Origin of the sequence: Sporocytophaga myxococcoides, from assembly GCF_000775915.1 — a bacterium.
GTDB lineage: Bacteria > Bacteroidota > Bacteroidia > Cytophagales > Cytophagaceae > Sporocytophaga > Sporocytophaga myxococcoides_A.
This window is the reverse complement of record NZ_BBLT01000008.1, coordinates 231,356-257,689: the sequence shown is the minus strand read 5'-3', so window position 1 is coordinate 257,689 and position 26,334 is coordinate 231,356. Positions and strand designations below refer to the sequence as shown.

Genomic DNA, 26,334 nt, shown 5'->3' with positions numbered 1-26,334 from the left:
TAAACAGACTTAGTCCTTGTTTAACACCCTTTATTTTTCAATTAAGCTATATACTTTATTATTCAAGAATTTCCTCAATAGACTCCATCTTCTCGTCAGTATATTTACCCTTCAATGTGAGTACAATATTACCATCCGGATCCAGAACAAAAAAATACGGAATCTCTTTATCCTTCAATTGCAGAGGATCTTTATAATTATCCATATCTCCTTTATAAAAAACCACATGCTGATGAAGTCTTTTATCCAATGATTCTTTTGTCTTTTTCATGGCTGTGGCAGCAGCAGCTTTGTTCAATCCTGTGAACATCGGAACAAAATACATATTCACGTCATACTCAGGAATAAGAACATTCGCCTTTTTATTTCCGGGACGAAATGTATTCAACATAGGATTCATCCAGCTTGTAAGATCCTCTTCTGCCTTTTTTGAAAAAGCAATACCCACCAATGTATACTTACCTTTGGTGCTCGCAGGTAAGGTCACAGTTTGTCCATCTACTGTTACACCAGATAGTTCTGGAAATGCTTTGTTTTTTTGTGCGAAAGAACAAACAGCGAAACATATCGCTAATAATGTCAACAAAGACCTATTCATATTTTTACTTTTTTGTATCAAATTTAGAATTTTTTGGAAAAGAATAACAAAAGAACGATCATATGTTCTAAGATGTTGAATTTAAAAGGTGTTATTTATTAAAAGTTTTAAGATTATGATTCGAGGAGGAGAAGGTCCGAGATTAATTCCTGCCGGGGATTTGATAGGAACCAAAGTAAAAAACTTTGAAAATGAAGAGTTGGGCCGTATTAAAGATATAATTATTGACATGGAATATGGAGCGGCCTCATATGCGATTCTAACACATGGAGGTTTTCTCGGAATGGGTGAAAAATTATATGCAGTACCGTTCGGAGCACTTGAATTGACCCCAGAAAGAGATTCTTTAACACTTGATGTATCAATGGAAAGACTGCATGAAGCTCCCGGATTCGTTGCAGAAAACTGGCCTGAAACACCTAGCTATGAATATCTTACTGATGTCTACAACTATTTCGGTTACGAACTTTACTGGCTGGAACCCAGAGAAAAATAAAAATTTGTGAATAACCGGAGAACCAAGTTTTCCGGTTTTTTCCATTATTAATGTATCTTTGGCAAAATTTTAATTATGGCGTTAGAATTAACAGGAAAAGTTGTTAAAATCCTTCCGGAACAAACCGGCTCCGGAAAAAATGGAAATTGGGTAAAACAAGAGTTTGTAATTGAAACCACCAATGAGCAATACCCAAAAAAGGTTTGCTGTTCCGCTTGGGGCGACAAAGCTGGAATTGTTAAAAACCTTAAATCAGGTGATGAAGTGAAAGTAGGTATCAACATTGAATCAAGGGAATACAATGAACGTTGGTATACCGATGTAAGAGCCTGGAAAATAGATACAATAGGAGGTGGTCAATCTTCAGATGAACCATCAGGAGGTTATGCTTTCGGTGCTGATTCAGGAGAATCTACAGACGATCTTCCTTTCTAAAAATAAAATGATTACGGAAAAAATCAGTCAGCTGCTTCGTGAAGTAACCTTTCAGGCTAGCAGGAGCAGCGGGCCAGGAGGACAGAATGTAAATAAAGTCAATTCCAAAATTGAATTGATTTTTTCCGTAGCTCATTCATCACATTTTACAGAGGAAGAAAAACACCTACTTTTTAAAAAGCTTGGCCACAAAATTAATTCTGAAGGAGAGCTAAGGGTGGTTGCGCAAACAGAAAGAACTCAGACTGGAAATAAGAGACTGGCTGAAACCAAATTTATTCAAATCATTGAAAATGCTTTAAAAAAGCCCAAGAAGCGAATAAATACAAAGCCTACACTTTCCTCCGTCGCTGACCGAAAAAATCTGAAGAAAAAACTTTCCGAAAAGAAATCTCTCCGGAGAACAAAATTCTTTGATTGAGCTTAAATATTAACTTTTTAAACCATTAAAAATGAAACTAGTCAATGTATTTGCTGCGGCAGGATTGGGAATTTTAGCCTTGTCTACTCCCTCTTTGGCGCAGAAAAAATCTAAAAAAGGAATGGAACAACAAACTTTTACATTAAAAACCAAAATCGACACTGTTAGCTATGCGCTCGGTGCCAATATTGCAGAAAACCTAAAACAACAAGGTTTTGAAAACTTAAGCTTGGATGCATTTGCTCAGGCTTTTAAAGATGTAGCTGACAAAAAACAATTACTGGTTTCTTCAGAGCAAGCAAGAAATATTCTGAACGAGTATTTTGCTCAACTTCAACAGGAAAAAGCAAATAAAAACCTGGCTGAAGGACAAAAATTCCTTGAAGAAAATAAAAAGAAGCCAGGTGTTGTAACATTGCCAAGCGGCTTACAATATCAGGTAATCAAAGAAGGTGATGGCCCTACTCCTAAAGCAACTGATAAGGTGACTACTCACTATCATGGTACTTTAATAAATGGAACTGTTTTCGACAGCTCTGTAGAAAGAGGTCAACCAGCAACTTTTCCTGTAAACGGTGTAATTCAAGGTTGGGTAGAAGCACTTCAACTTATGAAAGTAGGTTCAAAATGGAGACTGTTTGTACCTTCTAATTTAGCTTACGGAGAAAGAGGTGCCGGAGAATCTATCGGACCAAACACCACTCTCATTTTCGAAGTAGAATTACTTTCTATAAGCCAATAAAAATTAAATCCCTGCGTGCAGGGATTTTTATTTAAACTTAACCCATCAATTATCTTGACATTTGAAGAACTTAACCTAGATGATGCAGTTCAACAGGCTCTGAAAGACATTGGATTTAAAACGCCCTCTCCTGTTCAGGAACTCGCCATCCCCGCCATCCTCGACAATAAAGATGTTATAGCCTGCGCCCAGACAGGTACCGGGAAAACAGCAGCTTACCTTTTACCTATTATCCATAGAAACCACCTTAATCCACATCCTGGTATAGACACCCTGATCCTGGCGCCGACAAGAGAACTTGCTGTTCAGATTGATCAACAGGTAGACGGATTCAGCTTTTACACATCGGTAAGTAGCATTGCTGTGTATGGAGGTAATGACGGAAGCGTTTGGGAACAGCAGAAAAATGCACTGAAGCAAGGTTCCCCTATTGTAATTGCGACACCAGGAAGACTGATTGCCCACCTTACATCTGCACAAATCTCCTTTGCAGATCTGAAACATCTGATTTTGGATGAAGCAGACCGTATGCTGGAAATGGGGTTCTATGATGATATTGTTAAGATCATCAATTACCTTCCAAGACAAAGACAGAACATACTTTTTTCAGCAACCATGCCTTCTAAAATCAGGCAGCTGGCAGATAAAATATTATTCAGACCTTTGCAGATCAATATAGCTATATCAAAACCAGCAGAAGGAATTGATCAAAGAGCATATATGACTTACGATGCTCAAAAGCTTCCTTTGATCAAAGAACTGTTACAAGGAAAGGAAGATGAGCTTCCATCTATAGTCATTTTCTGCTCTACTAAACAAAATGTAAAAATACTTGAGAAAGAGCTAAAGAGACTGAACTTCTCTGTAAAAGGATTTCACTCAGACCTTGAGCAATCTGAACGGGAGCAGATCATGAACCTTTTCAGAAACAGAGAGGTGCAGATTCTGGTAGCAACGGACATTCTTTCAAGAGGTATTGATATAGAAAATATTAACCTGGTCGTGAACTACGACGTGCCTCATGATGCAGAAGACTATGTGCACCGTATAGGCAGAACAGCAAGAGCATCAAGTACTGGTATTGCCATCACTTTTATCAATGAGAAAGAGATCCGAAAATTTAACAGGATAGAACAACTAATAGAGAAAGAAATACCCAAACTTCCTCTTCCTGAATTTTTGGGTGAAGGTCCGGCATATGAGATTAAATCCAAGCCCAAACCTTCACAAGGAAAAAAGAAAAAATTCTTTAAAAAGAAAAAAAACAATACTAACAACAAATCATGAGACGGGTCATCGTATTTACTTTCACAATCCTCTTAGCAATTATATTTAGAAGTTACAGTCAGCAGATTCAGGTTGTAAACTATGAGCAATTAGATAAAATCATAAATGATACTAAGGATTCTGTTGTAGTTGTTAATTTCTGGGCTACCTGGTGCAAACCATGCATTGAGGAACTCCCATATTTTGCAGAAGCAGGAATGTCAAGTAAAAATAAGCCTGTCAAGTTCCTCTTTGTATCAATGGATTTTACCTCAAAAAAAGATAAAGCGGAGGATGTATTTTCAAGAAGCAAACTGCCCGGAAAAGTTGTGCTGCTAAATGAAGATCCGAATATCTGGATCAATAAACTTAATCCACAATGGGGAGGCGATATTCCTTATACCTTTCTGCAGGATAAAAAAGGAAATCGTACCCATTACCCAAAAACCTTTGCAACTTCTGAAGAACTTATTAATTTGATCAAAAAAGAATTAATCAAACAATAAATTTATTTTATGAAACACATCATAGCGATCTTGTTTTTGTTCTCAGTTTCCATCTCTATAGCTCAGACTACAGGATACAAACCAGGTGATAAGGCAATTGATTTCTCATTAAAAAATATTGATGGCAAGAATGTATCATTAAAAAATTATACTGATGCCAAAGGCTATATCGTGGTTTTTACATGTAACCATTGCCCTTATGCAAAAGCATATGAAAGCAGAATAGAAGAGCTCAATAAGAAATATGCATCAAAAGGATATCCTGTAATAGCTATTAATCCAAATGACCCTATTGCATATCCCGAAGACTCCTATGAAAACATGCAGAAGAATGCTGCAGAAAAACATTTTACATTTCCTTATCTTCTGGATGAAACACAGAATATAGCAAAAGCATATGGGGCCCTTAAAACTCCTCATGTTTATATCCTGAAAAAAATTAACAATGAACTCATTGTAAAATATGTAGGTGCTATTGATGACAATTCGGAAAGTGCGAAAGATGTGAAGAAGAAATATGCTGAGAATGCCCTTAATGAATTACTTCAGGATAAAACAGTTAAAGAACCTGAAACAAAGGCTATAGGATGTAGCATTAAATGGAAAAAATAATTTTTAATAAAAAAGAACCCTATTACATCAAGGGTTCTTTATTATTATTATTATTATTATTATTATTATTATTATTATTATTATTATTATTATTATTATTATTATTATTATATGTAGGCCTATATCTTTTTTTGTTTCTTTCCGGTAATCTGATTATCTGACCGGTTTCAGTAACTGCATACTTATTGGGAGGAGTAATCAAAAAATCATCCTTTATTTCTTCAGCCCTAATTTTTTCAAGCCTCTTTTCGGGTTGCTCTTCAGGTTCAGTGGTCTTCCCGGTATATCCATTCCTCTTTTTACGAAAATCGGATTTAAAAAACTCATATAGTTTTACAGACAAATCATGCATTGTTTGCTTCCACCCTTTCATCATCATCTCTTTATAAAAAGAACATAGATAGTTTTAGATCGGTTTCAATGAAACTTTTCAATAAAATGTTTTTTGTCATAGTTTTTATTCAATTAATCATAGTATCCTTTCTTATATTAGCGATATACTATATTAACCTATACTAAATATATTGTGGCAGATTACTTACTGGATGACTTCTTTTACCTTGCGGAAGAATGTATGTGCATCACAAGTGGAGATGGATACTTTAAAAAAGTAAATCCCGCTTTTGCAAAAATGCTGGGTTATAGTGAAGAAGAAATTTGTACGATGCATTTTTCCTGCTTTATATACCCTGATGATTTAAAAATTACTTCTAAAATTTATAAAAGCTTTGGTCAGGAAACATTCCATCAAGACCCGCTTGAAGTCAGATATCTTGCTAAAAACGGAAATGTCAAATGGATAAAGTGGAATAAAGTACTAAAGGTTAATGACAACACAGTTTATGGTATAGGCAGGGATATTACCGAAACCAAAAGATTTGAATCTGAAATTGAAGACAACAGGAACAAACTTTATGAGATCATTGAGTTAGTCCCCCATCCTATTTTTCTTAAAGACAGCCAAGGCCGGTATATCCTGGTAAACAAGGCGCAGGCTGAGCTCTTCTGCACCACCATCCACAATTTACTTGGGAAAGATGACAGTTACTTCATTAAGGATGATAACGAATTGAGAGGTATTCAGGAAAGTGATATTAAAGTAACCCTCCTTAAAGAAATAGTTACACTCCCGGAACAAAACATAACCCACCTGGATGGCACGAACAGAATACTTCATACAACAAAAGTTCCCTTTATCAGTAATTTTGATAAAGAAGTTAACATCCTTGGTGTCTCCATTGATTTAACAGAGGTCAAAAATGCAGAACAGGAACTTAGAAAGATCAATTTTGAACTCGACAGTTTCGTTTACAGAGCATCACATGACTTGAGAGCTCCACTCTGCAGTATCACAGGATTACTTAATCTGATCAAAAAAGAAAAAGATCCTATGATTATCAATGAATGTATTGAGCAAGCTAAAAGTAGCGTCAAAAGACTCGATTCCTTCATTGCGGATCTGACCAATTTTTCAAGAAACAACCGTCTCAGAATTATTTCATCTAAAATCAACTTTACAGATATTGTTAACGAATGCCTGGAAAGTCTGAAATTTATGGATAATGCAGATCAGATTAAAATAGAATTGAGTACTGAAGAACACTACGAATTCTATAATGATGAAAATAGGTTGAAAATCATTTTCATGAACCTGATATCCAATGCTATCAAATACCATTCGCTTGAACAACCTTATCCCTTTCTTAGAATCAGGATCTTTACTTCTGAAACAGGTGCAAAAATTGAAATTGAAGATAACGGATCAGGAATAGAGATCTCCTATCATCAGAAAATTTTTGAAATGTTTTTTAGAGCTTCAGAGAAATCCTTTGGCAGTGGTCTTGGATTATACATCGTGAAACAAGTGATAGACCGGCTCAATGGCAGTATATCATTAAAATCTGAAGTAAACCGCGGAACTATTTTCAGCATTACCTTACCAAACCAGGATTAATAATTTAATCTATTATTTTAAAAGCCCTTTTTAAAAGCTGAGTTAAAACCACAGGCATCAGGCTTATAATAAATATCCCTCCCCATATCTCAATCGTAAGCGGTTTTACCTGTAAAATTTTCTGAGCAACTGGAAATATTCCGGTAATAGCCAGGAGGGCTATACAAAATGCAAGAGCCAGCCAGACAAATTTATTTCTTGTAATCTCGTTCACAAAAAACGAACTCTTCGCTGAAGATAAATTAAAAACATGCCAGAGCTGAGCAAGAGCCAGGGAATAAAATATCATATCCTGAATTATTGCAGGTTCATCAGCAAAATGTTCTTCAAAAATCAATACTCCGCCAATGATAGAACCTGAAATGCATAGGCAATAAACGACAAGTGATTTCCAGTCATTTCCATCAAGAATCGAAGATTCCGGATTTCTAGGAGGAAGTTTCATTATATTTCTTTCTCCCTTACCCAGCCCCAATGCCAGTGCAGGAAAAACATCGGTAATGAGGTTAAGGAATAAAATCTGAATCGGTAGCAAAACAATTCTTGGGTCTATAAATCCTGAAGCAACTACTAAGAAAACTTCACTCAGGTTACAGGATAAAAGAAAGATTATAAACTCCCTTATATTTTGAAAGATAACCCTTCCCTGAAAGATAGCTTCTACGATAGAGACAAATGAGTCATCTTTTAAAACAACATCAGCCGTTTCTTTAGCTACCTGTGTTCCTCTAGTTCCCATGGCTATTCCGATATCCGCTTTTTTCAGTGCAGGTGTGTCATTAATACCATCACCTGTCATAGCTACAATATTCCCCTCATCCTGATAAAGGCCAACAAGATCTAACTTCTGTGCAGGTGTGACTCTGGCGAAAACGCGTGTATTCATTACTCGCTCCTTATCCTGCCCATGTATATCAAGCGCCTGAAGTTGAGAGCCTGTCATCAGTGCGCTTTCTTCTTCCTCATCTTCTACAATACCTACCTTCCTGGCAATGGTAAAACCTGTTTTAGGATGATCTCCGGTGACCATAATTACTTTTACTCCTGCTGTCTTACAACTTTCCATTGCAAAACCTATATCATGCCTGGGAGGATCAAGAAAACCTACGAGGCCGATAAATGTAAGGTCTTTAAGATACTCTTGTTCCTCCTGTGCCTGATGTTTTATTGCAAAAGCAAGTACCCTCAACCCCATCGATGAAATCCTCTCAGCCTCTTTATGCAAAAGCTCAATAAAAGAAGCATCAACAGGCAACACTTCTGACTCTTTAAAATATCTGCTACATTTAGAAAGGATTGCTTCAACAGAACCTTTTGCTGCTACTATAAACTCATCACCCGATCTGACCAATACAGCCATCATCTTAGTATCTGAGCTAAAAGGTTTCTCATTAACTCTTACATATTCATCCTTCAGAATATTTGTATCAATTCCACCGGAATGTGCGAGTCTCAGCAATGCTATTTCTATCGGGTCTCCGATGGCTTTTCCAGAAGTTATACCAAGGTTAGCATTGTTGCACAGAGAAGCGGTTAGATACAACTCATTCAGTGCGCTTTCAAAATCGGTTATTTCATCATTGAGAAAAGTATTTTTACGGTTATCAAAATTGCTTTTCAACTCAAACGTCTTGTGAGGAAAAGCGATCAAGTTTACCTCCATTACATTTTCAGTAAGAGTCCCTGTCTTGTCAGTAAAGATAATATTCGTTCCCCCCAGGGTTTCAACAGAATAAAGCTTTTTGATTATAGCATTTCTTTTTGCCAGTCTCAGCATACCGTAGGCTAGGGCTATAGTAGAAACAATTGGAAGCCCTTCTGGAATTGCGGCAACTGCAAGAGCAATGGCTGTCTCCACTATAATATAAAGTTCCTGCTTTCTCAAAAGACCTGCTATGATAAAGATACAAGCCATAGCTGCTGTAATCCAGATAAGAGTTTTGGTTAGCTTTTCAAGTTTGGCATCCAAAGGAGTTGACGTATTTTCTGCACTCTGGGTCATTGTTGAAATTTTCCCAAGCTCGGTATGCAAGCCAGTAGCAGTTACTAAAAAATATCCATTTCCTTTTATAACAGAAGTTCCTTTATAGACCATGTTAGTTCTGTCAGCCAAAGGAGTTAATTCAGGAAGAGGGTCACATAACTTTTCTACTGGAAGCGATTCACCGGTAAGTGGCGATTCATTTATCTCCAGATTATTAAGAGTTACAAGCCTTCCATCAGCAGGAATCATATCCCCTGCTTTAATATAAACAAGATCGCCGATTGCAAGTAAGTCAGAATTGATTTCGGATAATTCAGAACCTCTGATAACCTTGGCAAGAGAAATTTCAAGGCTTCTCAAACCTTCCATTGATTTCCTTGCCTGCAATTCAATAAAAAAACCAATAAGAGCATTAATCAGAATGACACCTCCAATGGCAATTGAATTAGTGGCATCATGAAAAAAAAGGGATATGAAAGCAGCTCCGGCCAGTAAATAAGTAATTGCATTCTGAAACTGCTCAAGTAAAATCCTGACAGTAGACTTTTCTTTTACAGCAGCTAACTTGTTCGGACCATATTGAGCAATTCTGCTATTTGCCTCATCAGCGGTTATTCCTTTCTTAGAATCAGATAATAAAAAATCCATAACCTTTTCTTCTGAAAAGGTATGGAATAAAAGTTCGAATGAAAATCCTGTTTTGTCAAGCACAAGAGTATATACAGAGGCCTAAGTTAAAGTTAAAATCAAAAACCTAAGTTAATTAAACCTTAACAAGTCTCAATATGTTTTTACATATACTTTTCAAGGAAAGCCCGGAAATCAGCCTTTAGATCATCAAATATCTCATTAAAGCTATCCATTCTCTCTTCAAGATTATAATGTTCATCAGCTGTCCGTTCATCAACTGCATTACTGAAATCCTTTTCAAATTCAGCCAGGACTCTTCCCATGCGATTGATATCATGTTTTAATTTTATAATTTCATCATGTTGAATAAAGAACTTGTTTTGAAACTGTTCTATCTGAATTTTAACATTCATATCAGTATAATCTGATGCAATCTCTTCAAGACGCTCCTGAAAAATTTTCAGTTCATCGTTACAAAACTCCAGCTTATTTAACCATAACCTTTCGTCAAAATGAAGCCAGGAGATCAATCTTCTTTTTTCATCTGCTATCATATAATTAACTTTTATAATTTTTTTCATTCAATAAGAACATAGGAAGCTCTACTCTATATAAGCTTTTATCAATCATACTTTTATAAAAAAGCCTTTTAAAGAATGAGCTGCTGTGCTTCATTAATGCAATCATATCTACATCCTCCTCAGAAAGAAAACTCTCAATAGCATCATACCGCTGCTCCGAAACAAGCATTTCAAATTTAACCTTTCCAAATTCATCAGTTGCTTTTACTTTTTTTCTCAATCTGTCAAATAGCACGATATCAAGACGCAGACTAATAGGATCTGCAACATGAAGAACTGTTACTTTGGCATTAAAGATCTTTGCAAAATTAACTACCTCATCAATTGCTAAGTGATCGTAATCGCGAAGCCCGCAAGCATATACAATATGCTGGAATCCCTGAAAGATAGCATCCGTGGGTACAGCAAGAACAGGACATGCCACATGATCAAGAGTTGAAATTGTAGTACTTCCAATCCATTTGGAAGTAATAGAATTATCATAAGCTCCCATTACAACCAATTCAACATTTTCTTTCTGGGCAACTTCTGCTATTTCATTTACAGCTACTCCTGAAGAAAACTTATACCCACAACTTACCCGGCTTCCATCAAAATACCTCTCTGAACTCACAAGATCACATGACTCACGTAATTTTTCCTTTGCTGAATACTCCTGATCTTCCAGTATTTCCTCCATCATGAAAGTTGGAATAGTAGGCTCTAGAACAGGAAGAGGCGCTGAATTGAATATAAGTACCTCTGATACTGCTTTCGCAGCTATACCTTTTGCAAAATCTAATGCATTATTAGAACTGTCTGAAAAGTCCGAAGCTAGTAGTAACTTTTCCATATCACCTACCTTTATTTGATAACATTAAAAGAGAGGAGATTAATTCGGATAAAATTAATTGAAAAATGATCTCAGTTTTTAAATTCTGTATTCTGAAAATAATCTATAATCGCATCGCAAACGATTTTAAAATTTAAAGGCAGATCTTTATCTGTATAAGGATGCCTGCCCCCAAAAGTATGATCCGCATTTTGAACAATTTTTAATTCTGAGGTTGGATTACTGTTTTTTTAATTTAAAAGCATGATCGATGGGCACTGTCGAATCTTCTGAACCGTGGATAATTAAAAGATGCTTTAATTTTGATGCAGCCGAGATAACATCTAGTCTTGATTTATTTTCAAAATAAGATTCCAGAAATTGAGGGTAAAGAGGCATTTTTTGCCCAGTTCTTGAATTATCTATAAACACTGTTTCTCCTTTTTTCCATAAATCAATGTCCCTGTCATTCAGAAATTTCTTCAGATCAGCAACTCCAGCCAGCGATACTACTGCTCTTACTCTCACGTCTTCAGCTCCTTTAATAATAGCAATTGCCCCTCCTCTGCTATGCCCGATCAGTATCAGTTTTCGTTGATCCCACTCATTTTCTGAAATAATTTCACCTTTAAATACATGATCAATCATAGCCTGAATATCTTCAAGTTCAATGATAAAATTATTCCTTCCGAAACCACTCAGGTCATTAAATTCCAAAGGGCTATCAAGGGTTGTCCCATTATGGGAAAAATTCATTTTAATAAAAGCATAATTCTTTTGAGTAAAATAATTCATCATCAGATCAAAATTACCCCAGTCCTTAAATCCTTTAAATCCATGCAGAAAAATAATCAGAGGTTTTTCCTTTCCATCTGAAATATAAGAAAGATCATACAATAGCTTTCTTGAACGATTAACCAAAGTCAATTCTCTGTTTTTAAGTAAAATAAGTTTTGCCATAAACGTCAGGTAAGTGCTACATGATAAACTACTGAAAACCAATACAGATTAAACTGATAAAGAATCCTGAATGATAATCATAATTTTAAATTAATAAAATATGATTTTTATAAGGTCAGCCCTTTGGAAACAGTATAAATAGATTGTAATATTGTACCATGGCTGTCAGTATTAAAGAAATACAAGCTCCGATTGAAGACGAAATAAGGGATTTTGAAAAAAAATTCAGGGATTCTATGAAAAGCAACGTAGTGTTGCTTGACAGAATCATGACCTATATCGTTAAACGAAAGGGCAAACAACTAAGGCCTATGTTTGTATTTCTTATGGCCAAAACATGCGGAGGTATAAGTGAATCTACCTACAGAGGAGCCGCACTTATTGAATTGCTTCATACAGCCACGCTCGTTCATGATGATGTGGTGGATGATGCTAACTACAGACGCGGATTCTTTTCCATTAATGCCCTATGGAAGAATAAAATAGCAGTACTTGTCGGAGACTACTTACTTTCCAAAGGATTACTCCTCTCCCTTCAGAATGATGATTTCAGCATACTTAAAATAGTTTCCAATGCAGTAAAAGAAATGAGTGAAGGTGAGTTGCTTCAGATAGAAAAAGCACGCAACCTTGACATTACGGAAGAAGTATACTTTGAAATTATCCGCCAGAAAACCGCCTCTCTCATAGCTTCATGTTGTGCTGTTGGCGCTGCCTCTTCCGGTGTCGATGCAGCCTCGATTGAAAATGCCAGACTTTTTGGAGAAAAGGTTGGAATGGCATTTCAGATAAAAGACGATCTCTTTGACTATAATACCCAAGCCGTTATAGGTAAACCAATAGGTATTGATATAAAAGAAAGAAAAATGACACTTCCCCTGATCTTTGCGCTTAGCAAAGCCAGCTGGTGGGAAAAAAGAAAAATCATAAACATCGTTAAAAATCAAAACGATAATCCAAAGAAAGTCGCTGAAGTAATTCAATTTGTGAAAAACTCCGGAGGTATTGCATACGCTACGGAAATCATGAATAATTACATGAATGAGGCAAACTCCATCCTTGAAACGTTTCCTTCCTCTCCTTACAAACAATCCCTTCAACAGTTGGTTAAATATACAATAGAGAGAGACAAATAATTTCTCTTATTGAATTTAAACTAATTGGGAAGAAATCATGAGAAGTCGTGCGTTAACTTTAAAATCTGTCAGAAAGAATGCTTACAGGTATACAGAAAGCATAGGAGATTCAGCTACAAAACTAGCTAAATCAGTGAAAAAATCTTTCTCCAAAATTGATTGGGAAGGAATGGGAAAGGATGCCAAAAAGCAATTTAATATCCTTTCTAAAAGAGGCCAAAGATTAGTTCATCAGGCTAAAAAATCAGCGAGATTATCCGCCAAAAAACTAAGAAAAAAAGCGTGGTACCGGGAATTAAAGAAGGGAACATTCTTTCCTAAAAGGGCCAGAATCATAAGAAGTTGGGCTATTTTAAACGCAAAATACATTCAACTTATGGTAAGCAAAAAAGCCAGAAGAGTGAATCGTATGTTAAATCCGGATTATCCTGCTTTAAGAAACTTTGCTGATGACACTTTGGCAATCACAAAGTTTTTCTTTGGAACTCAAATTCCAAGGTATACAGGACTAGCCCTGGAGAAAGTGAGATAAATTTAAGTAAATAAGACAATATTAAAAAGAGACTGTCTCCAAAGGGCAGTCTCTTCTATTTTATTACAATAAATAAACAATAAACCAGTGTTATAAGAAAAGTATATATTTTTTGAAGAATTTACTTTTTAAACAGTCCCTAACAAATAATCTACCAACCATAATTCACCACTGAGAATTAGGATTCCTAGCATATATATTATATTAATAAGTCACCAATTAAGATTCAATTAGTAATTCATGCTTTATAAAATTCAAAGAATAAATTTAATCCTAATTTATAATTATATTGCGTAAATTTTATTGATACTGTTTTTTTGTTATTTACAAAGTCTAATGATAAAGTCCCGTTATTCCTTAAACATTATTTATTTATTTGTTTTATTTTGTATAGAGCTATTTACCCTTTTCAAACCAAAATTTTTAGGATTCTACCTAAATCCTCTTGTAATGACTATCGCAGGTATTTTATTCTGCAAAATAGCATTTGAGCTTGATAAGGAAACCCACACTTTAACTCCCCCCAAAAATACCCAAAGCAACTATGGCTCAAAAGTATTTTTCATTTTGAGCGGATTTATGGGATTAGTCCTATTTAAAATATTTCAGGATTACCCTATGAATCCTGCAATTTCAGATATCATACCAGCAGTTACAGAGTAGTTGTCAAAAGATTTTTAAAAGGAGAATTTCCATATACTCCAATAAGTGATTTTGGCTGGACAATTCTTCCCAATTATTTTACATTTAGATGGTTACCATTTGTTTTTGCTGAATTTGTAAACCTGGATTATCGATGGGTAATATATTTCATTTTTTTAATAAGTATATTGTTATATAACAATTTTCTTTCCGGTCAAAACTTGCCCCAGATTGAGCATTATATCAAGCTAGCCATACCATTTGGTATACTATATTTATATGCCATTTATCATCCTATTGCTATTGGCGAGTCTATTGAATTAATGGATGCGTCTTTTTATTTACTGCTTGTATTTGCAATTTTCTCTAAGTCAAATATTTTTAGAGGAGTCGCATTAAGCATATGTCTACTATCAAGATTCTCTTTGATTTTTTGGACTCCTTTATATTTGTGGATTATATTTTTAACAGAAGATAAAAAGAATGTATTTAAGATTGTAGGTGTAATGGCCAGTATGGGAATGATATTTTATATTCTTCCTTTTTTGGCTAAAGACCCGACTATTTTAACTAACAGTTTTGAATACTACAAAATAGGAATTTTAGGAGAATGGAAAGGACAAGGTTGGCAACAACCTGGTGAAAAACCTTTTTCCATTTTTCAAGGGTTAGGCTTCGCCAGCTTTTTTTATGATTTTGTTGGTGGGGATCTTTCACAAAAAATAAGTAAGCTCCAATATGCTCAGCTAATATTTTGCATCTCTTCCCTCGCCTTAGCTGGTTATTTGTTTATCAAGAACAGAAGTCATATAAATGTTCAGTTTTTTTCAGTTTTAGCACTTAAATTTAATTTAATTTTCTTTTATGCATTTGTGCAGGTTCCTTATCCTTACTTGTTTTTTATTCCTGTTTATATCTCCATATATATAATATCATACTTCGCTTGGAATATAAAAAAAACACAAATATAAATATATTAAATTATGATTTATTATATTAAAACGTTAATTTGCACAGTTTCTAAGGCTTCAAAAACACCATTAATTATTTAAAAGCTAAGTATCAATGAGCCAAATATATATAGTACTTCCCGCTTATAATGAAGAGAAGTCTTTACCGAGTTTATTAAACAGAATTCAAGAGCTTAATGGTGAATTCTCAAAAGATCCTAAAGTAATCGTTATCAATGATGGTAGCAAAGATCAAACTCCACAAATTCTGAAAGATTACTCTACCAAAATGAACTTGCACTATGTTGATGTTTACCCAAATCAAGGACTTGCAAATGCAATCAGGACAGGTATTGAGGAAGTACTGAAATTTACACAAAAAGGTGATATTGTAGTCACTCTTGATGCTGATGATAGCCACAATCCTCATTTAATAAAGAGAATGGCAGGCATGATAAAAGAAGGAAGTGAAATTGTAATAGCTTCTAGATATCAGAATGGAGCCCGGATCATGGGACTAACAAAAATTAGAGAAATATATAGCGAAGTTGCAAGTTTACTTTTTAAAACAGTAGTGGGCATGAAAGGAGTGAAAGATTATACCTGTGGTTTCAGAGCTTATGATGCAGATTTTTTAAGGAAACTACAAAATTATTATAAAGAAAGACTGGTAGAAGAAAAAGGATTTAGCTGTATGGCAGAAATTCTATTAAAAAGTAATCGCTTCAATCCTATTATTCATGAAGTACCAATGATACTTCGCTACGATTTTAAATTAAGCGACAGTAAAATGAAAGTAGCGAAAACTATTAATCTTACACTTGGTCTTCTTTGGGCATACAGATTCAGCAAAAGATTTAAATAATCATTTTTAAAATAATGATTATTTCCAACTAGATTAATCATTTTATAATTTTATTCTACTTCTATTGAAAAAGGTTTTAATAATTTTTGGGACTCGTCCGGAAGCCATAAAAATGGCTCCATTAGTTAGAGAATTTCTTAAACATACTGATTTTTTTAATACCAAGATTTGTGTTACAGCTCAACACAGGCAAATGCTTGATCAGGTCTTGGATTTCTTCCAATTGAAACCAGATTATGATCTGGACATAATGGAACCAAATCAAACTTTACATAGTCTTACCGCTAAAATAATTGTTAATCTTAAACCTGTGTTGGATGAGTTTCAGCCTGACTATGTATTCGTCCACGGAGATACAACAACAACACTTGCAAGTAGTATTTCCTCTTTTTATTCAGGAGCAAAAGTCTGCCATATTGAAGCAGGATTAAGAACAAACAATAAATATTCTCCATTCCCCGAAGAAATTAACAGATCCGTTACAGGCAGAATTTCTGATTATAATTTTGCTCCAACAAACTCATCTAAGATCAATCTTCTGCGTGAAAATATAAATGAGGCTTCTATCCTTGTTACTGGCAATACTGTAATAGATGCCTTGAACGAAAGCGTTAAACTTATTAAGAATAAAAGATTTGAATCCATAGAAAAACTTAAATGCTGGTTAACCTTCGAAAATGATTTCATATTGGTAACTGGCCACAGAAGAGAAAATCATGGTGAAGGGTTTGAAAACATTTGTGCTGCACTTGATCAAATTGCCTCCCATGGCATAAAAATAGTTTATCCGGTTCATTTAAACCCCAATGTTCAAAAGCCAGTCTATAAATATCTGAAAGATAACCCTAACATTTATTTAATCGATCCACAGGCATATGAAGCATTTATTTGGCTGATGGAAAAATCAAAATTAATAATAACAGATAGCGGTGGTATACAGGAAGAAGCTCCAAGTCTTGGAAAACCAGTTTTAGTAATGCGAGACACAACTGAAAGACCGGAAGCAGTTGACGCTGGTACAGTTATTCTAGTTGGAACAGACAAGGATAAAATAGTCAAAGAAGCTTTAGATTTATGGAATAATAAAGAAAGATATGAATCTATGAGCAAACTTGATAATCCTTATGGAGACGGTAAAGCGTCAGAAAGAATTGTTTCCTTTATGAGGAATATTCCTTAAACAGAGATTATAATGACATTGGGTAATTCTAATATTTTATCATGAGAAATACCTTGTAAAATAAGTGACTTAAAAATTTGATTCTTTATTATTTTAAATTTAAGTCCATCTGTTGCTCAAGATTTTTTTGAGTCCTTAACTCAATTCTCCAACATAAATTGAATTGGCAGGTTATACCCCGGCTTGTCCTAAAGTATTTGCGAAAGGAACAACTTTGCAAGGGCTTTTTCATATAAAAACTTGTTATAAACAAACCTAAAACATTTTCTTTTAATTTACACTTTTGGGATAAAAATCAATTCATGTATGAAAACCTTTCTTACATTGATATTAATCATAGTTAATTTGTCCCATACCCATGCTCAATTGCGGTTACCATCTTTATTCTCATCAAGCATGGTTATTCAGCAAAACACTGAGATTCCTATATGGGGATGGGCGGGCCCAACACAGGATATCCAAATTCAGGTTAGCTGGGATACAACGATAATTCAAACTAAAGTCAGCAATACATCGTTGTGGAAAGCATCAATAAAAACACCTTCTGCCGGTGGACCACATACAATAACCATTACAGCTGGGGCTGAGCAAAAGTTGCTTGAAAATATACTTTCTGGAGAGGTATGGTTATGCTCCGGTCAATCTAATATGGAATGGAATATGAATTCTTCTGCTGATGGAGGACCATACTTAGAACAGATCAATGATCCCCTGATAAGATTATTCCAGGTACCAAGGTCGGCAGCATCCACTCCTCAGTTGAAAGGGGAAGGCAACTGGAAACCCTGTAATGGCGAACCTCTAAGATGGTTTAGTGCAGTAGCCTACTATTTTGGCAAAACTCTTAATACTGAGCTAAAAGTACCAATAGGACTTATTCATTCAAGTTGGGGAGGAACTCCAGCTGAAGTATGGGTTCCCAAAGATATCATCGATTCAGATTCACTTCTTAAAGGGGCCGCAGACAAACAATGTGGTATCGACAGGCCATGGTGCCCTTCTGCACCGGGTATGGCTTATAATTCAATGATTGCGCCATTAATTCCATTTAAGCTGGCAGGTATTATTTGGTACCAAGGGGAATCAAATGTAGAGTACCCTTACTCTTACAAACTCCTGATTGAAAAACTAGTATTAAACTGGAGAAAAGACTTTCAATCAGAACTACCGTTTTACTATGTACAAATAGCTCCTTACAGCGGATATGGAACTAATATGAATGGTGTACTGCTTCGGGAGCAACAGTCAAAACTTTTGGAATTTCCCAAAACAGGTATGGTTATAATTTCTGACGTTGTTGAAAATATTAAAGATGTTCACCCCCGATATCAAAGACCTGTTGGTGAAAGATTAGCCCGTTTAGCACTTGAAGAAACATATCATTTCAAAACTATATCAGCCAAAAGCCCTTCTTTCAAGAGCATGAAAATAGAAAATGGGAAAGTTAAAATCACATTTATCAATGCTTCTAATGGCCTTATTTCCAAACAAGGCAAGGAACTCAAAGGTTTTATCATTGCAGGTAGTGACAAACAATTTTATCCTGCTAAAGCAGTAATTGAAAATAATACGGTAACAATCTTTTCTCCCAAAGTAAGAAAACCAGTAGCAGTGCGCTTTGAGTGGGCCAATGATGCCCTCCCCAATCTTTTCAATAAAGAAGGTTTACCTGTTTCTTCGTTCAGAACCGATGAATGGGAAATTGAAAAAGATCAATAAATAATTGGTTTAATTTTCTCACCCTCAAATGACTTTCAATAAAATGGCTGCTGATTTAACTGCAGCCATTTTATTGAATAATCACTAATATCCTGCACCAATATTTGTTCCAGGGCCCATAGACCCAGGGCTTGCTCCAGGCGCACTGGAAGATGGTTGTGGAGTTGTTGTACTAGGCAACATACCATTATTGGGAAGTCCTCCGTTATTGGGCAAACCACCGTTGTTCGGCAACATACCACCTCCAGGCAACTGGCCATTATCCGGAAGTCCCCCATTGTATTCTATACCAGGATTTACCTGAGTATTGGGATTAATATTAGGATTTGTAGCAGGGTTATTATTATAAATACTTGTTTCATTCCTTAATTTAGTTCCATCCGTTGAGCCTGGAACTGTCGGGTTGATAGAGTAATAAGATTTATCAGGAGAAGTATTCACTCCCGGGTTCCCATAGAGATCCGTATTTCTCCTTATAATTGTTGTATTCGTATCAATTTGTGCAAAGGAACTGATACAGGATCCTATTGCAAACATTATAATTAGCGCTATTTTCATATTCCTTTTTTTTATCAAAACAATTCAGGCCCCGACAGAGTGCTAAATTTCCCTAAGATCCCTCACCTGTTTGTACTTTAATAATGTCGCAACTCTGTATGTCAAACAATTTTTATGACGGGAAATTATTTAAATAAGGAGGAAAGTAGTGATGAAAAGATTAGTGTGGTTAGTTATCGGTGTGGTACTTACTCTGCTTTATGGATGTCAGCCAGGAAGTAATGCACATACAAGTTATAATCCTGACATAGATTTTACCAAGTTCAGGACATTTGCATGGTTGCCTAAACAACTTCCTGAACAGCAAGGGGATCAGTTGAATGATGTAATGAACTTATATAATAATGAATTAATTGAATTGAAAATAAAAAGGATGGTAAGCAGTGATTTGTTTGATAAAGGTTTACATCTTGATTCTCTGAATCCGGACCTGCTATTTACATATTCTATAGTAATGGAAAACAGAGAGAGATATACCAATACGCCATTGGTTATAAATCAGCCAAACCTTGCAGTTCCTAGGTTTTACAATTATTTCGAACAACCTTATACCATGTATAATTATCTAACGAATGATTACAATATATACCCATACACAACTTATTTTGGAGGAGTGAACATTTACAATACCACTCCAGATGGTATTTACTATGGAGCAGGAATATACAGGCCTCAGGTATTGGGAAACATTAGTGAAAAAATTCAATATAAAGAAGGTACCCTTGTTATTGATGTAATAGACCGTAAAACAAACCAATTAATTTGGAGAGGTTACAGCAGTGAATCTTTAAATAATCCTGTAATGTTTGAAAATCTATTACCGGGTCAGATAAATGGTATTATGGAACAATTTCCATCTCCCTTTTCACCCAATGCTTTTTATTAATTAAACAATTTAGATAAACTATAAACCTGGTATTTACTTCTTTTAAATATCAGGTTTAAAATTTTTACTAACAACGTGGTGAGCGAAACAATATATGTTAATAATCCTTCTTTGCATACTCTCAAAGTTGGTTACCCAGGCAATCTTTTAATTGATGGGGAATTCACAAATTCCAATACCAAGGAAGAAAATTCATTTTTAAAAGTACTAAAGTGGAAGTTTAGCAAAAACCCTCAAAGAGCCGAAAAGAAAAAAGAAAATTATAAAGTTGCGACTATCCCGAATTATAACTTTATAAATAGTGATCAGAATATGATTGTCTGGTTGGGACACTCCACTTTTTATATTCAGATTGACAATGTAAAGATTCTTACCGATCCTGTATTTTTTGATCTGCCTTTCATCAAAAGGAAAACCGAACTCCCTCTGGCATCTGAAAATTTAATCAATATTGAATATTTATTACTTTCACATGGACATAGGGATCATTTTGATGTACCGTCACTTAAAGTTGTACTGGCCAATAATCCTTCTGTAAAAATCTTAGGCCCATTAAATATTTCGACACTTTTTAATGAAATTAATTATAAAGGAGAGATACAAGAAGCCGGATGGTACCAGCAATTCAAATCCGATCGTGTAGATTTTATCTTCCTTCCTGCCAAACACTGGCATCGTAGAGGGCTTAATGATTTCAATAAAGTTTTATGGGGAAGCTTTTATATAAAAGGGAAAAACAAATCAATATATTTTGCAGGAGATACGGCCTATGGAAAACATTTTAAAGAAATTCAGAAAACCGTACCTCATATAGATTATTGCCTCATGCCTATAGGAGCCTACAAACCCTCATTTCTTATGAATCTCTTCCATGTAAACCCTGAAGAAGCCTATAAAGCTTATCAGGAGCTTCACGCAAAATATTTTATACCCATGCATTATGGAACTTTTGATTTATCTGATGAACCAATGGGTGAGCCTGAAAGAGAAATTAGAAAGTTTTTCCAGAAACAGGGAAGTCCAGAGCATTTATTGATAGAGCCAATAGGTAAAGAGATACTGATATAAAAGCGTAAAGCTTAAAGCACAAAGCTTAAAGTTTAAAGATGATAAGTTATAGTTGTATTTCAACTTTTTACTTTATACTTTAAGCTTTTCGCTTTCTGCTTTAAGCTTTTCGCTTTCTGCTCTTAAAAATTCCAATCAAATTTATCAAGGCCTTCTACGGCTCTTGATAATAAGTTAATTGAATGCTTCACATCGTCTTTATTGACCATTTCAATCACCTGATGTATATGTCTTGTTGGAATTGAAATAGCCCCGGCTATGGCTCCCATTTTCCCGCCCTTTTGAAGTGGAGCAGTATCAGTACCACCAGCAGTAAGAATTTCCGGCTGCCATTGTATTGAATGACTTGAAGCTGTCTGCTTTAAATAGTTCACCATTCTGTAATCAGCAATGGCAGAAGAATCCATAATTTTTATTGCAGTTCCTTTCCCTAGTTCCGTAATTTTTTCCTGAGGTCTTGCTCCCGGGACATCATAAGCAATAGTAGTATCAATGGCAATTCCAAAATCAGGATTTATCTGATGAGCAGCAGTGGTTGCTCCCCTTAAACCAACTTCTTCCTGAACTGTAAATACTGCATAAAAATCATACGGAAGATTTTGAATTTGCTTCAATGCTTCAATAAGAATAAATACACTGATTCTGTTATCTAAAGATTTACAGTTGATGTTATTCCCCATTTCGATAAGATTTCTTTCTCTTGTAATCGGATTTCCAATGGATACATATTTTTCTACCTCCTCTTTAGTCATGCCTGTATCAATGAAAAAATCTTCGATTTTTGCAGGTTTTACTTTTTCTTCAGCAGACATCACATGTACGGGTTTACTTCCCATTACACCGATAATATCTTTAATACCGTGAACAATCACCCTTTGAGCGGTGAGTGTCTTGGGGTCAAACCCTCCTAGAGGGTGAAAAAATATAAACCCCTGCTCATTGATATAGGTAACAATGAAGCCAATTTCATCCATATGAGCAGCAGCCATCACTTTTTTAGCTCCGGTCAATCCTTTCTTCAAAGCAATAACATTCCCCAGGTTATCTATTCTGAATTCATCAACAAGAGGTTTTATCTGTTCGATAACAAAGGCCCGAATCTTTTGCTCGTAGCCCGGAGCCCCTGGGAGCTCGCAGATTTTAGTTAATAAGTCTATGTTTAATTCCATATATGCTTAAAAATAAAAAGGGACTGTAAAAATAAAAACAGTCCCTTTATAATAAATATTTATAGATAAATGTTATTCAACTACACCTAATTTTAGAGTATTTGCTCTTTGCGTATAAGTGAAAGGCATGCTTGCCGTAGTTACATAAGTATCACCTTTTTTCAAAAGACCTTCTCTTACTAGAAGATCTCTGACACCCTGAATTGTTTCATCAGTAGTAGTGAACTTATCATAATAAACAGCTTTTACCCCCCAAACAAGGCTCAGTTTATTAAGCATTGCTTTGTCAGAAGTTACGATAATGATATCTGCTTTTGGTCTGTGGCTCGCGATTCTGAATGCGGAATAACCAGACTGAGATAAACCAATGATGGCTTTTGCATTTACATGATCAGCAAGTGTACAGGCAGTCGCAATAACACTGTCGCTGAAAGAAGAATCTTCTTTATTTGTGTGCTTATTGTATATAGATTCAGCTTGTCTTTCTACAGAAGCGCATATTCTTGCCATGCTCTGAACAGTAAGTACTGGATACTCTCCGCTTGCAGTTTCAGCACTCAACATCACTGTATCAGCACCATCAATGATCGCATTAGCAACGTCATTAGTCTCAGCTCTGGTAGGACGAGGATTCGTGATCATGCTTTCCATCATTTGAGTAGCGATAATAACCGGTTTTCCGGCGATGCCACATTTTTTCACGATCATTTTCTGCATCATCGGAACATCTTCCATCAACACCTCAACTCCCAGGTCACCTCTGGCAACCATAATAGCGTCAGTCTCAGCGATAATTTCATCAATATTTGCAATTGCCTCAGGCTTCTCGATCTTTGCAACAACCTTAATATCCTTACCTGATTTTTTGATGATTTCTTTAAGTTCCTTCATATCCTCAGCCCTTCTTACGAAGGACAAAGCGATCCAGTCAAGACCTTGCTCTATTCCGAATATAAGATCTTTTCTGTCTTTTTCAGTTAAAGAAGGCTCGGACACATTTGTATTTGGAAGGTTGATACCTTTTTTAGATTTCAATATCCCGCCGTAAATGATTTCAGCAGTAACTTCTCCGTTTTTAGCAGAAAGTACTTTTAATTCGATTTTACCATCATCAATAAGAATAGCATCACCTGGCTTCACGTCAGAAGTAAGAGACTGATAAGAGGTACTTATCTTCTCTTTTGTACCCATGCAATACTCTTTAGTTATTATTATTTGTGCCCCTTCTCTTAATTCAACACCATTATTTTCAACTTCGTTGGTTCTGATTTTTGGTCCTTGTAAGTCTTGAAGAATTGCAATATTAGCATTGTGCTCTTTATTTAATTCTCTGATGTATTGGATCACCTGGAGGTGTGCCTCATGGCTTCCGTGTGAAAAGTTTAATCTGAAAATATTTGCACCGGCCTTCACCAGCTCCCATAATTTCTCTTTCGTGTTACAAGCTGGTCCGACTGTTGCAATAATTTTTGTCTTTTTGTTAATCTGCTCCATTTTCAAAAAATTAAGTTTTCTTTAGACTTTAATTTATTTACTTCAATTTTTTTTACGTATTGTACTATTTGCAATTCTTTAAGTTTCTCAAACAGTTCGGCTGTTTCGAACAGCATAACTTCTCCGGACATGTGAATAAAATAGTCATATTCTTTAAGCTCGGGGACCAGGAAGGGCTTGGGAAGATTCTCCGATTCGCAGGATCTATTTTTCAATAATCTGAAAACACTGTATTCTTTCTCGTAAATATAATTAGTGATTACCAGTTTCCAATCTTTAATAAAGTCAAGTTTTATATCTTCCTGTTTACAAAGATTGATACTTAATACCTTATTTATAGACCATGCTAACTTATGAGCTTTTACTGAAGAAATTATAGCAAAAAACTCAAAATCATACTCATAATCGACTACTAGCTTTGTAGTTTTCATCATTATTTGCCCTATAGGCCTATTTTAAGGGACGTAAATATATAATTAAAAAGTTGCATGTGGAAAATTTATTATGTTTTTGATGAAGAATAAAAAATTTTGTTTGACAATATAGTTTTTAATGTATTTCTTTGCACCGTGTTTTACTAAACTCATTTAAAACAATGTCAGAAATAGCACAAAAAGTTAAGAGTATCATTATTGACAAACTAGGAGTGGAAGAATCTGAGGTTACTCCTGAAGCTAGCTTCACAAACGACTTAGGAGCTGACTCCTTAGATACAGTAGAATTAATCATGGAATTCGAAAAAGAATTTAACATATCAATTCCTGATGAGCAAGCTGAAAACATTTCAACTGTTGGTCAAGCTGTTGCTTATTTGGAGCAAAACGTTAAACAATAATTTCTTTAGATTCCCTCTCAAAATTCTTTTATGAATTTAAAAAGAGTTGTTGTAACAGGATTAGGCGCACTTACCCCAATAGGAAACAATGTTGAAGATTACTGGAAATCATTGTCCACTGGAGTAAGTGGTGCTGCTCCTATCACCCGCTACAACGCTGAAAAATCAAAAACCAGATTCGCCTGCGAAGTTAAAAACTTCAATGTAGAAAATTTTATTGATAAAAAAGAGGTCAAAAGAATGGACCCTTTTACTCAATATGCTATAGTGGCATCTGATGAAGCTATCAAAGATTCAAATCTTGATCTTAATAATATAAACAAAGATAGAGCTGGAGTTATCTGGGGTTCAGGAATAGGCGGTCTCCGCACTTTCCAGGATGAAGTTTCCGGATTTGCACTTGGAGATGGAACTCCAAGATTCAACCCTTTCTTTATTCCTAAAATGATCGCCGATATTAGTGCCGGTCATATTTCCATGAAGTTTGGCTTCAGAGGTCCCAATTTCGTTACAGTCTCTGCCTGCGCTTCTTCTACCAATGCTATTGTTGATGCCTTTAACTATATAAGATTAGGAATGGCTGACATAATGGTAACCGGAGGGTCAGAAGCAGCTGTTACAGAAGCCGGAATCGGTGGTTTCAATGCCATGAAAGCGCTTTCTGAAAGAAATGATGATCCCTCTACTGCTTCAAGGCCTTTCGACAAAGACAGAGATGGATTTGTTCTGGGTGAAGGCGCAGGAGCTCTTATAATAGAGGAATACGAACATGCAAAAGCAAGAGGCGCTAAAATCTATGCTGAAATAATCGGTGGCGGTATGTCTGCTGATGCATACCACTTAACTGCTCCACATCCGGAAGGATTAGGACAAATAAGCGTTATGAATAATGCACTTGCAGATGCAAACCTGAAACCTGAGGATGTTGATTATATCAATGTTCATGGTACTTCAACTCCACTTGGTGACATCAGCGAACTTACGGCGATACAAAAAGTATTTGGTGAACATGCATATAAGCTTAGCATCAGTTCTACCAAATCCATGACTGGCCACTTACTTGGTGCTGCCGGAGCTATCGAGGCTATTGCTTGTATTCTTGCTATCAAACACCAGACAGTTCCTCCTACTATCAACCATTTTACTGATGATGAAAGGGTTGATTCCAGACTAAATCTGACATTCAACAAAGCACAGGCTAAAACCATAAATGTAGCATTGAGCAATACTTTCGGATTTGGTGGGCATAACTGCTCTATTATTCTGCGTAAAATTTAAAAAATTAATAACTTTAAACATTATAA

29 protein-coding genes are annotated in these 26,334 nt (G+C 35.5%); 19 read left to right on the top strand and 10 right to left on the bottom strand.

The features are described from left to right. Positions 1–58: 58 nt before the first annotated feature. Entirely contained in the window at positions 59–598 is a 540-nt protein-coding gene (locus MYP_RS18525; protein ID WP_045466750.1) for a TlpA family protein disulfide reductase, read from the bottom strand. Positions 599–713: 115 nt separating this feature from the next. On the opposite strand from MYP_RS18525, the gene MYP_RS18520 reads away from it, so the two are divergent. The 7 genes from MYP_RS18520 to MYP_RS18490 all read left to right on the top strand — a co-directional run bounded on the left by MYP_RS18520 (position 714) and on the right by MYP_RS18490 (position 5,076). Next, complete coding sequence (locus MYP_RS18520) at positions 714–1,094, top strand: PRC-barrel domain-containing protein (protein WP_045466748.1); 381 nt, start codon at positions 714–716, stop codon at positions 1,092–1,094. Positions 1,095–1,169: 75 nt separating this feature from the next. After that, a complete protein-coding gene (locus MYP_RS18515; RefSeq protein ID WP_045466746.1) occupies positions 1,170–1,529 on the top strand; it encodes a DUF3127 domain-containing protein in 360 nt (119 codons plus the stop codon). Between the two features lie 7 nt (positions 1,530–1,536). Continuing rightward, on the top strand, positions 1,537–1,950 hold the full coding sequence (gene arfB / locus MYP_RS18510) for an alternative ribosome rescue aminoacyl-tRNA hydrolase ArfB (protein ID WP_045466744.1): 414 nt from the start codon (positions 1,537–1,539) through the stop codon (positions 1,948–1,950). A 31-nt stretch (positions 1,951–1,981) separates the two neighbouring features. Beyond that, positions 1,982–2,692: an FKBP-type peptidyl-prolyl cis-trans isomerase gene (locus MYP_RS18505; protein ID WP_081990589.1), complete on the top strand. Its 711-nt coding sequence runs from the start codon at positions 1,982–1,984 to the stop codon at positions 2,690–2,692. A gap of 54 nt (positions 2,693–2,746) precedes the next feature. Then, on the top strand, positions 2,747–3,979 hold the full coding sequence (locus tag MYP_RS18500; protein WP_045466742.1) for a DEAD/DEAH box helicase: 1,233 nt from the start codon (positions 2,747–2,749) through the stop codon (positions 3,977–3,979). After that, entirely contained in the window at positions 3,976–4,464 is a 489-nt protein-coding gene (locus MYP_RS18495) for a TlpA family protein disulfide reductase (protein WP_045466739.1), read from the top strand. Before MYP_RS18500 ends, MYP_RS18495 begins: the two co-directional genes overlap by 4 nt. Positions 4,465–4,473: 9 nt before the next feature. Further along, entirely contained in the window at positions 4,474–5,076 is a 603-nt protein-coding gene (locus tag MYP_RS18490) for a thioredoxin family protein (protein ID WP_045466737.1), read from the top strand. Between the two features lie 22 nt (positions 5,077–5,098). On the opposite strand, the gene MYP_RS18485 is transcribed toward MYP_RS18490, so the two are convergent. Next, positions 5,099–5,455: a hypothetical protein gene (locus MYP_RS18485; protein WP_156140726.1), complete on the bottom strand. Its 357-nt coding sequence runs from the start codon at positions 5,453–5,455 to the stop codon at positions 5,099–5,101. A gap of 147 nt (positions 5,456–5,602) precedes the next feature. Between MYP_RS18485 and MYP_RS25380 the strand changes: the two genes are divergently transcribed. Beyond that, entirely contained in the window at positions 5,603–7,030 is a 1,428-nt protein-coding gene (locus MYP_RS25380) for a PAS domain-containing sensor histidine kinase (protein WP_156140725.1), read from the top strand. 4 nt (positions 7,031–7,034) lie between these two features. Here MYP_RS25380 and MYP_RS18475 read toward each other — a convergent pair whose 3' ends face one another. The 4 genes from MYP_RS18475 to MYP_RS18460 form a co-directional block, all read right to left on the bottom strand. Next, positions 7,035–9,725, bottom strand: a complete 2,691-nt coding sequence (locus MYP_RS18475) for a cation-translocating P-type ATPase (protein WP_052430339.1) — start codon at positions 9,723–9,725, stop codon at positions 7,035–7,037. 80 nt (positions 9,726–9,805) lie between these two features. Beyond that, positions 9,806–10,198: a hypothetical protein gene (locus MYP_RS18470; RefSeq protein ID WP_156140724.1), complete on the bottom strand. Its 393-nt coding sequence runs from the start codon at positions 10,196–10,198 to the stop codon at positions 9,806–9,808. A 4-nt stretch (positions 10,199–10,202) separates the two neighbouring features. Further along, a complete protein-coding gene (locus MYP_RS18465) occupies positions 10,203–11,057 on the bottom strand; it encodes a universal stress protein (RefSeq protein WP_045466729.1) in 855 nt (284 codons plus the stop codon). A 219-nt stretch (positions 11,058–11,276) separates the two neighbouring features. Beyond that, positions 11,277–11,996, bottom strand: coding sequence for an alpha/beta hydrolase family protein (locus MYP_RS18460; protein ID WP_052430338.1), 720 nt, complete (start codon positions 11,994–11,996; stop codon positions 11,277–11,279). Between the two features lie 158 nt (positions 11,997–12,154). On the opposite strand from MYP_RS18460, the gene MYP_RS18455 reads away from it, so the two are divergent. The 7 genes from MYP_RS18455 to MYP_RS18425 all read left to right on the top strand — a co-directional run bounded on the left by MYP_RS18455 (position 12,155) and on the right by MYP_RS18425 (position 19,020). Continuing rightward, on the top strand, positions 12,155–13,132 hold the full coding sequence (locus MYP_RS18455) for a polyprenyl synthetase family protein (RefSeq protein WP_045466727.1): 978 nt from the start codon (positions 12,155–12,157) through the stop codon (positions 13,130–13,132). A gap of 37 nt (positions 13,133–13,169) precedes the next feature. Beyond that, positions 13,170–13,664, top strand: a complete 495-nt coding sequence (locus MYP_RS18450) for a hypothetical protein (protein WP_045466724.1) — start codon at positions 13,170–13,172, stop codon at positions 13,662–13,664. A gap of 450 nt (positions 13,665–14,114) precedes the next feature. Then, positions 14,115–14,327 (top strand): hypothetical protein, encoded by a 213-nt coding sequence (locus MYP_RS18445; protein ID WP_156140723.1) that lies wholly within the window; start codon positions 14,115–14,117, stop codon positions 14,325–14,327. 167 nt (positions 14,328–14,494) lie between these two features. Continuing rightward, entirely contained in the window at positions 14,495–15,277 is a 783-nt protein-coding gene (locus MYP_RS18440; RefSeq protein ID WP_045466721.1) for a hypothetical protein, read from the top strand. A 94-nt stretch (positions 15,278–15,371) separates the two neighbouring features. Beyond that, positions 15,372–16,121, top strand: coding sequence for a glycosyltransferase family 2 protein (locus tag MYP_RS18435; RefSeq protein ID WP_045466718.1), 750 nt, complete (start codon positions 15,372–15,374; stop codon positions 16,119–16,121). A 64-nt stretch (positions 16,122–16,185) separates the two neighbouring features. Continuing rightward, the gene (gene wecB / locus MYP_RS18430; protein ID WP_045466715.1) at positions 16,186–17,301 is read left to right on the top strand and encodes a non-hydrolyzing UDP-N-acetylglucosamine 2-epimerase; all 1,116 of its coding nucleotides are present in this window, start codon (positions 16,186–16,188) and stop codon (positions 17,299–17,301) included. A 306-nt stretch (positions 17,302–17,607) separates the two neighbouring features. Beyond that, positions 17,608–19,020: a sialate O-acetylesterase gene (locus MYP_RS18425; protein ID WP_045466712.1), complete on the top strand. Its 1,413-nt coding sequence runs from the start codon at positions 17,608–17,610 to the stop codon at positions 19,018–19,020. Between the two features lie 84 nt (positions 19,021–19,104). On the opposite strand, the gene MYP_RS18420 is transcribed toward MYP_RS18425, so the two are convergent. Further along, positions 19,105–19,578 carry a hypothetical protein gene (locus MYP_RS18420; RefSeq protein ID WP_045466709.1) on the bottom strand — a complete coding sequence of 158 codons (474 nt, stop codon included), beginning with the start codon at positions 19,576–19,578 and terminating at the stop codon, positions 19,105–19,107. Positions 19,579–19,729: 151 nt separating this feature from the next. Here MYP_RS18420 and MYP_RS18415 point away from each other — a divergent pair, with 151 nt between their 5' ends. Then, positions 19,730–20,464, top strand: coding sequence for a DUF4136 domain-containing protein (locus tag MYP_RS18415; protein ID WP_045466707.1), 735 nt, complete (start codon positions 19,730–19,732; stop codon positions 20,462–20,464). A 78-nt stretch (positions 20,465–20,542) separates the two neighbouring features. Beyond that, positions 20,543–21,532, top strand: coding sequence for an MBL fold metallo-hydrolase (locus MYP_RS18410; RefSeq protein ID WP_045466704.1), 990 nt, complete (start codon positions 20,543–20,545; stop codon positions 21,530–21,532). Between the two features lie 122 nt (positions 21,533–21,654). On the opposite strand, the gene MYP_RS18405 is transcribed toward MYP_RS18410, so the two are convergent. The 3 genes from MYP_RS18405 to MYP_RS18395 form a co-directional block, all read right to left on the bottom strand. Continuing rightward, positions 21,655–22,701 carry a M42 family metallopeptidase gene (locus MYP_RS18405; protein ID WP_045466702.1) on the bottom strand — a complete coding sequence of 349 codons (1,047 nt, stop codon included), beginning with the start codon at positions 22,699–22,701 and terminating at the stop codon, positions 21,655–21,657. 72 nt (positions 22,702–22,773) lie between these two features. Then, the gene (gene pyk / locus MYP_RS18400; protein WP_045466699.1) at positions 22,774–24,195 is read right to left on the bottom strand and encodes a pyruvate kinase; all 1,422 of its coding nucleotides are present in this window, start codon (positions 24,193–24,195) and stop codon (positions 22,774–22,776) included. A gap of 2 nt (positions 24,196–24,197) precedes the next feature. Beyond that, complete coding sequence (locus MYP_RS18395) at positions 24,198–24,629, bottom strand: IPExxxVDY family protein (RefSeq protein WP_231570072.1); 432 nt, start codon at positions 24,627–24,629, stop codon at positions 24,198–24,200. Positions 24,630–24,790: 161 nt separating this feature from the next. Here MYP_RS18395 and MYP_RS18390 point away from each other — a divergent pair, with 161 nt between their 5' ends. Both MYP_RS18390 and fabF read left to right on the top strand, forming a co-directional pair. After that, positions 24,791–25,030: an acyl carrier protein gene (locus MYP_RS18390; protein ID WP_045466690.1), complete on the top strand. Its 240-nt coding sequence runs from the start codon at positions 24,791–24,793 to the stop codon at positions 25,028–25,030. 30 nt (positions 25,031–25,060) lie between these two features. Beyond that, on the top strand, positions 25,061–26,308 hold the full coding sequence (gene fabF / locus MYP_RS18385; protein ID WP_045466687.1) for a beta-ketoacyl-ACP synthase II: 1,248 nt from the start codon (positions 25,061–25,063) through the stop codon (positions 26,306–26,308). Positions 26,309–26,334: the final 26 nt, after the last annotated feature.